The sequence below is a fragment of the Mesobacillus sp. genome (genome assembly GCF_049588175.1).
GTDB lineage: Bacteria > Bacillota > Bacilli > Bacillales > Cytobacillaceae > Mesobacillus.
The window spans coordinates 22,064-28,281 of record NZ_JBAVFI010000109.1; the positions used below are offsets into that span (position 1 = coordinate 22,064).

At 41.6% G+C, this 6,218-nt stretch carries 4 protein-coding genes; all 4 read right to left on the reverse strand.

Annotated elements, in window-relative coordinates; translation table 11 throughout:
- Nucleotides 1-61: 61 nt before the first annotated feature.
- Nucleotides 62-3,061: an AAA family ATPase gene (locus WB217_RS02420; protein ID WP_423990308.1), complete on the reverse strand. Its 3,000-nt coding sequence runs from the start codon at nt 3,059-3,061 to the stop codon at nt 62-64.
- Nucleotides 3,062-3,078: 17 nt separating this feature from the next.
- Nucleotides 3,079-4,302: a metallophosphoesterase family protein gene (locus WB217_RS02425; protein WP_423990310.1), complete on the reverse strand. Its 1,224-nt coding sequence runs from the start codon at nt 4,300-4,302 to the stop codon at nt 3,079-3,081.
- A gap of 260 nt (nt 4,303-4,562) precedes the next feature.
- Entirely contained in the window at nt 4,563-5,258 is a 696-nt protein-coding gene (locus tag WB217_RS02430) for a Type 1 glutamine amidotransferase-like domain-containing protein (RefSeq protein ID WP_423990312.1), read from the reverse strand.
- 108 nt (nt 5,259-5,366) lie between these two features.
- The coding region (locus WB217_RS02435) for an ABC transporter permease (RefSeq protein WP_423990314.1) at nt 5,367-6,218 on the reverse strand (852 nt) is incomplete at its 5' end.

Here is a 6,218-nt window from a genome sequence, read left to right on the forward strand (position 1 = left end):
CCTCTCTGCAACAGTATAACATACAGAGTCTATAGTCTCTGATACTCAAAACATGGCATTTCTAAACTATGTTCGTGCTTTTTTCTTCCAGATTCAGAATCTCATCTTCATTAAAATATTCAAGCAAGTGTCGATGGCAGGTAAACAGCAGGATTTGATTATTTGGCATTTCTCTAAGTAACCCGATAATACGCTCGGTTCTGTTGTGATCGAAATTAACAAAGCTGTCGTCAATTATAATCGGAAAAGGATAGCGGTCATAATGGACTGAGGCCAGGGCAAGCCTGATTGATACATAAACTTGTTCTGCAGTCGCTTGGCTAAGTTCATTCGCTTCAAAAAGAACATGGTCATTTCTCTCAATTAAAAAACCGCTCCCTGATAACTGAGGAATGATCCTCACATAGCTTCCATCTGTCAAAACAGAAAGGAAGCTTTCAGCCTGAGCCAGCATCCTCGGCATCCGCTCGTCTTTATAGCGATTTATTGTTTTAGAAAGCAAATCCCTCGCAATCGCATACTTTGCCCATTCTTTTGCATCCTCTACAAAATCATACTTCATCTGTTTGTATTTATGTAGCAATTCACTGTAAAGTCCGCCTTCCTCCAGTACATTCATACTATGTTTGACATTGGCAAGACTGTCAAATTGAGAGGATAGCTCTTTCTTGCGCTGTTCAGTGAGCTGAACATTTTCATTAATCTGGTCCTCAAGTGCATGACCAGTTAATATCTGTTTCCTATCTAGAGAAGTTATGCCAGACACTTCCAGCTGGTGATTCAAATCTGCCAGTCTTACTGACCAACTTTTCATTTGTTCATGCTTTTCAGCCTGAATGCGGAATTCATCCTCATCATCTGCTTTAGCCTGACCAAATAAACTCAGCTTCTCCTCTGTAAGTATCTGCTGATCCTTTTCAAGGACAGCAAATTCCTCTTCAAGCTCATCCAATTTCACGATCATTTCATGATATTTTGCTTTTAGGTCGATGGCTTCGCGCAATTTCTTTTTCATTAAAGCGGCCGTCTCGACAGTCGACAGATTAGCACTCTGTAGGAATCGTCCTCCCAATATTTTAAGGGCTTTGTCAAACTCCTCTAATGTCCCTGATATAGATTGCAGCTTTTCCTCTGTTCTCTTTCTTTCACGGAAATTTTGTTTTTGCTTTTCGATTAATTGATATGCATCGAATAACTTCCCATGTCCGGAGGCTGAACTTAATCCGAGCTGTTCGATTAATGCTGCTTTTTTAAATTTGAATTCAGCTTCTTCCCTTTCCCATCTTTCAAATTGCTCGATGACTTTTTCATACCTTATTTGCTGCTGCTCGATCTTTACGAGCAATTCACGGTGGCGGTGTCTCAGTTCCTCATCCTTAAGAAGCTGGCTTTTTATAGAAAAAAGATGACCATCAGGCTGCTTGTTCAGCATCTCTGTCAAAGTTCGCTCTCGGTGTAAAAGCTCGGTAAGAATTTCATCTCCAGATGCTTTGACCTTGTGGGCCTCAGGTTTGAAATGAATGACAAGCAGGATTAACAATCCAGCGATTCCAGCTGCTGACAGCAGCCATTGGCTGTTGATGGCTCCCCAGAACAATAAGATGATAAAAATAGAACCAAACATCAGAAACTGGTAGAGATCTTTTTTCTTTTGGCTCGTCCTCCTGATTTCTTCTTTTTTCACCCTGTCTTTATGGGCCAGTATCTGATCTTTAACCTGACTTAATTCAAGCTGAATCTGCTGTTTGTTCTCGAGGACAGCCAAATCTTCCGTTAGCTGAACTCTCTTCGCTTCTGGCAGCAGTTCCTTCTCCACCGCTGAAAGAGTACCCTCCAATTCAACGAGCGCTGTTTTTTCTTCATCAAACCCAGATTCAAGCTCCAGCCTTTTGTCTGATAATCTTTGCTGGCTTCGCTGGATGTTCTCGGATTCTTCTTTTATAAAAACACTTGTATTTATTCGTTGGATCGTGTCTTCATTGAAATCAGTGTGTAAATTATCATTTATTTGGCTGATTTCTTCGGTAAGCTCCTCAATCTTCCATTCATGGAGCCGTTTTTCCTGCTTTAACTGATCAAGCAAAGGCAGACGTTCAAGTATGGATTCAATCTCGGCTTCCTGTTCAAGTAATTCTGAATCAGGTTTTGATGACTCTGCTTCATTCATAAGAGTCATCATCTTTTCCTTAATCCATAACATTCTTGCCTGAACTGGCTTAAGCTGCTGATCAATCTTCTCGAAGCGGAGCAGCCCGTCCTGCGGGAAATAAACTGGTCCATACTCTTCAAGCTTTCTTTGCAAAGCAGCTTCCTCGATCACCATTTGCTCATTCCGTTTGTATTCTTTTAGCTTAGCGTTTCTTAGCTCGCATTCTTTTATTTCTGTCTCAAGCTGAGCTATTTTACTTTCAATCGCTTCTTTCTCGCTTAATAACTCAGAATAGCGCTCATTCTGATATTCAGCCTGTTTCAAGGCTGACTGCACTTCCTTTAGCTCTTTCAGCTTTTCGTTCATTAAAGGTTTTTTACCACTGGGTTTAAAGCGTATCTCCATCTCCTTAAGCAATGCGGTTTCAGCATTAAACAGCTTGTCTGTACCTAGAGTCCCTGCGGAAAATAAATACTTCCCAAGTTCTTCTCCCTTCATAGCCTGGATATTTTGCAGTCCATGGACATTGAAAGAAAAGATTGCTTGGTAGATGCTTTTATCCATTCTTTGCATCAAATCTTTCAGCAGCTCTTCACCGCCGACCGTTCCATCCTCGAGCGACACTGTAACATCACCAGCCGCTCTGCCCTTTACTCTCTCAATTACTGCAATACCCTTGCCAGGAAAAAAGGCTTTTATTTTGCCGCCGTATTTGGAATGATTTTTTGGTTCATAGCGCAATTCAGTACTTTGTCTGGCCGGAAAGCCAAAAAGGATACTATGGATAAATGACATAATTGTGGACTTGCCTGCTTCATTTTCGCCATAGAATACATGAAATCGATCCATTGAGGTAATTTGATAATTTTCCAGCTTGCCATACCCATAGATATGTAAATCGATGATTACCATCTCGCTTCCTCCTCCCCTTACTTCTTCATCAGCAATTGAAGCAGAATTTTTTCTGCATCCAGCACAAGCTGATCCTTTTCACTCTCTTCCAGTCCTGAAAGATGTCTTCTTGCCTGGCTGTGCTGGAATAAAGGAGATAGCGCATCACTCATGTCCTCATACTTTTCAATCGTATCGAACAGATCCTGGTAAAAATCGCTTTGCTTAATAAGCTCACCGCGATTGGCAGCGATCTGTTCTTTATAGGCTAGCCTGTGGACCCAGACAAAGGATTCCTCCTCATTTTCTTCATCCTGTAAAAGTTCGAGGAGTTCGCCACTATCGATCTTTTCTTTCACTTCCGTCAAACCAGAATCAAGATGATCAATGTGGATTGCCAGGAGCACACCTTTCCCTTCTTTTCTTTTTTCATCCAGTGAAGAAAGACATAGCTGATAAACATCATTGAAGCTTTCCGCATACTTTCCATCTATCATGATTTCTTCCCATATGACGTCAGCCGTTTCAACAAAGAATACTTCTGAACCGCTTTCAGTCAGGCTGACTATATATGCACCTTTGTCTCCCTGTTCTTTTCTGTTTCGTCCTTGCGGATTACCAGGATACACAACATGAGGATGTTCAGATAATATTGCTCTTTTATGGATATGTCCGAGTGCCCAGTAATCGTAGCCCTTGTCCAAAAGTTCCGCTAAGCGGAAAGGAGCGTAATTTCCATGCTCACTTGCGCCATCATTGTGGCCGTGCAGCAATCCGATATGAAAATCCGCACCAGCAATCCTCTCATACTTCTCGATCCATCTCTCCATGACATGCCGTTCAGGATAACTGAAGCCATACAAATGGACCCGCGTGCCATCCTTATTACTAAATGACTCCATTGAAAGCTTGTCTTTAAAAAAGAAAACATTATCAGGAAATTCAATTTCAACCGAATTGCCCCCAAGATGATCATGGTTTCCATGGATGGCATATACTCTTATCCCTTTTTCCGCCAGTCTGTTCATCTCATTCCTTAATACAGCCTGCGCGCGGATGCTTCTGTCTTCAGCATCATACAGATCGCCAGCTATCACTACAAAATCCACCTCATGTTTGATAGCAGCATCCGTAATATTCTTTAGCGCTTTAAAAGTACTTTCCTGAAGCCGATGAAAAATGGCTTTTGGCAGATGCCTCAATCCAACCATCGGACTATCAAGATGAAGATCAGCAGTATGTAAAAACTTGACCTGTTTCATATGAGATTTCCTTTCCATACCATTTTTCGTTTGGATATGTAAAATCAGCGTGTTGATTTCCGCTGCGGGTACTCGTTATTATCTATTCTTAAACAAGATATCTAAGCAAAACAATTCTAAATACGAAAACAATTCTAAATACGAAAACAATCTTCTTCTATTATTTTAACACTCTAAAAATACGAATGCACGTTCTTATATCCTTGTTTAGAAAAAAAGCTGCAGCTCCTTTTAATTCGGGCTGCAGCTTTCTCCGGACTCTATCCGAGATACTCTGTATTCAATACTTCTTCTCTCAGTTTCCCCTCTATTAAATCGACTTGATAAGCCTTCGCTTCTCGCCTTGAACTTACGGCCTTGTGAAGCTCGCTGCCGATAAAATGTAAGGCCGCTCCATCATCTGCTGCAAGCCCTCCGGGAATTTGGCCAGCAGAAACGAGTCGCTGGTAGATTGGCCGACGGTCTGCCTCACCATCATAGTGAGGACAATTGCTTCCTTTTAAGAATCCAAGGCTTTTTAGAGGCTCTAGCCCTTCACCAAAGGAGTCAGTAACTCCTGCTTCGAACCAGCAGATCGAGCCCGCACTAATTCCCGCCATCACAATCCCGTCCTGCCATGCTTTTTTGAGGATGGCGTCAAGACTCCAATCCTTCCAGAGAGCAATCAAGTTTTTTGTATTGCCGCCACCAACATAGATGACATCCTTATCCATAACATAGTCTTCTAGATCCCGTGAAGGCGGACTGAATAATGACAAATGGGATGGTACACAATTATGTGACTCAAAGGATTTATAAAATCTCGAAATATAATTTTCAGAATCCCCGCTTGCTGTTGGAACAAAACATACTTTTGGATTTTGTTTTTTTGTTTGAGCTAAAATATACAAATCCAACAAGGGATTGTCTGGTTCCATCGAAAATCCCCCACCGCCAAGGGCAATGATCTGCCTCATCTCAATCACACTCCTACATTTATATACTAGTTTCAATTCAACAATTTATATGTAAGTTCCTTCTAAATAGAAATTCCGCAATTCGTGGAATCGCGGAATTTCTATTACTTATTCATTTTTCGTCAGCTGCAGAGCCTTTTTAATGTCTTTAAAGGAATTGGATTTCCCATACATGAGAACTCCTCCCCGGTAAACCCTTGCGCCGAATACGGCTAAGAAGATAATTGTTGCGACAAGGATCGCGATTGATAATGCAACTTCCCAGAATGGGATATTCAGCATTCCTACACGCAGAAACATAAGCATTGGTGAGAAGAACGGTATGAAGGATGTATATTTTATGAACGGAGCCTCAGGCTGCCCCAATCCAAACATAGCCATCATGAAACCGGCAACAACAAGCATTGTCATCGGCGTGATCATTTGCTGAACATCCTCAATTCGGCTGACCAGGGATCCAAGGAATGCTGCCATCGTAGCATAAAGGAAATACCCTAGGATAAAAAAGATGACGGCATATGCGATCGTGCTGGCAGGAACATTTCCAAAACCAAAGAAATCAAAGAAGCCGCCTTCCATTGTTTCGAGATTCTGCTTGATTGAAAAGTACCCAACAAGCAGGAGAACTGCCAACTGAGTTAAGCTTAAGAGACCGATGCCTATAATCTTCGCGAACATTTGCTTGATTGGCGAAACACTGGAAATAAGGATTTCCATCACCCTGGATGACTTTTCGGTAGCAACTTCCATTGCAATCATATTCGCATACATGATTACAGCAAAATAAATGATGAACAGCAGGACATAAACAAGACCTCTTGCCTGGTTCAGTTCCTCTTCTGTTTTCGCACCTTTTTCTAAAGCCGATTTTTCAAAATCGACTGGTGCATACAATTTTTCCAGCTGCTTCGGATCAATATCAATCTGATTCGAGGCCATCATCGTTTTTATTTGCTGCAG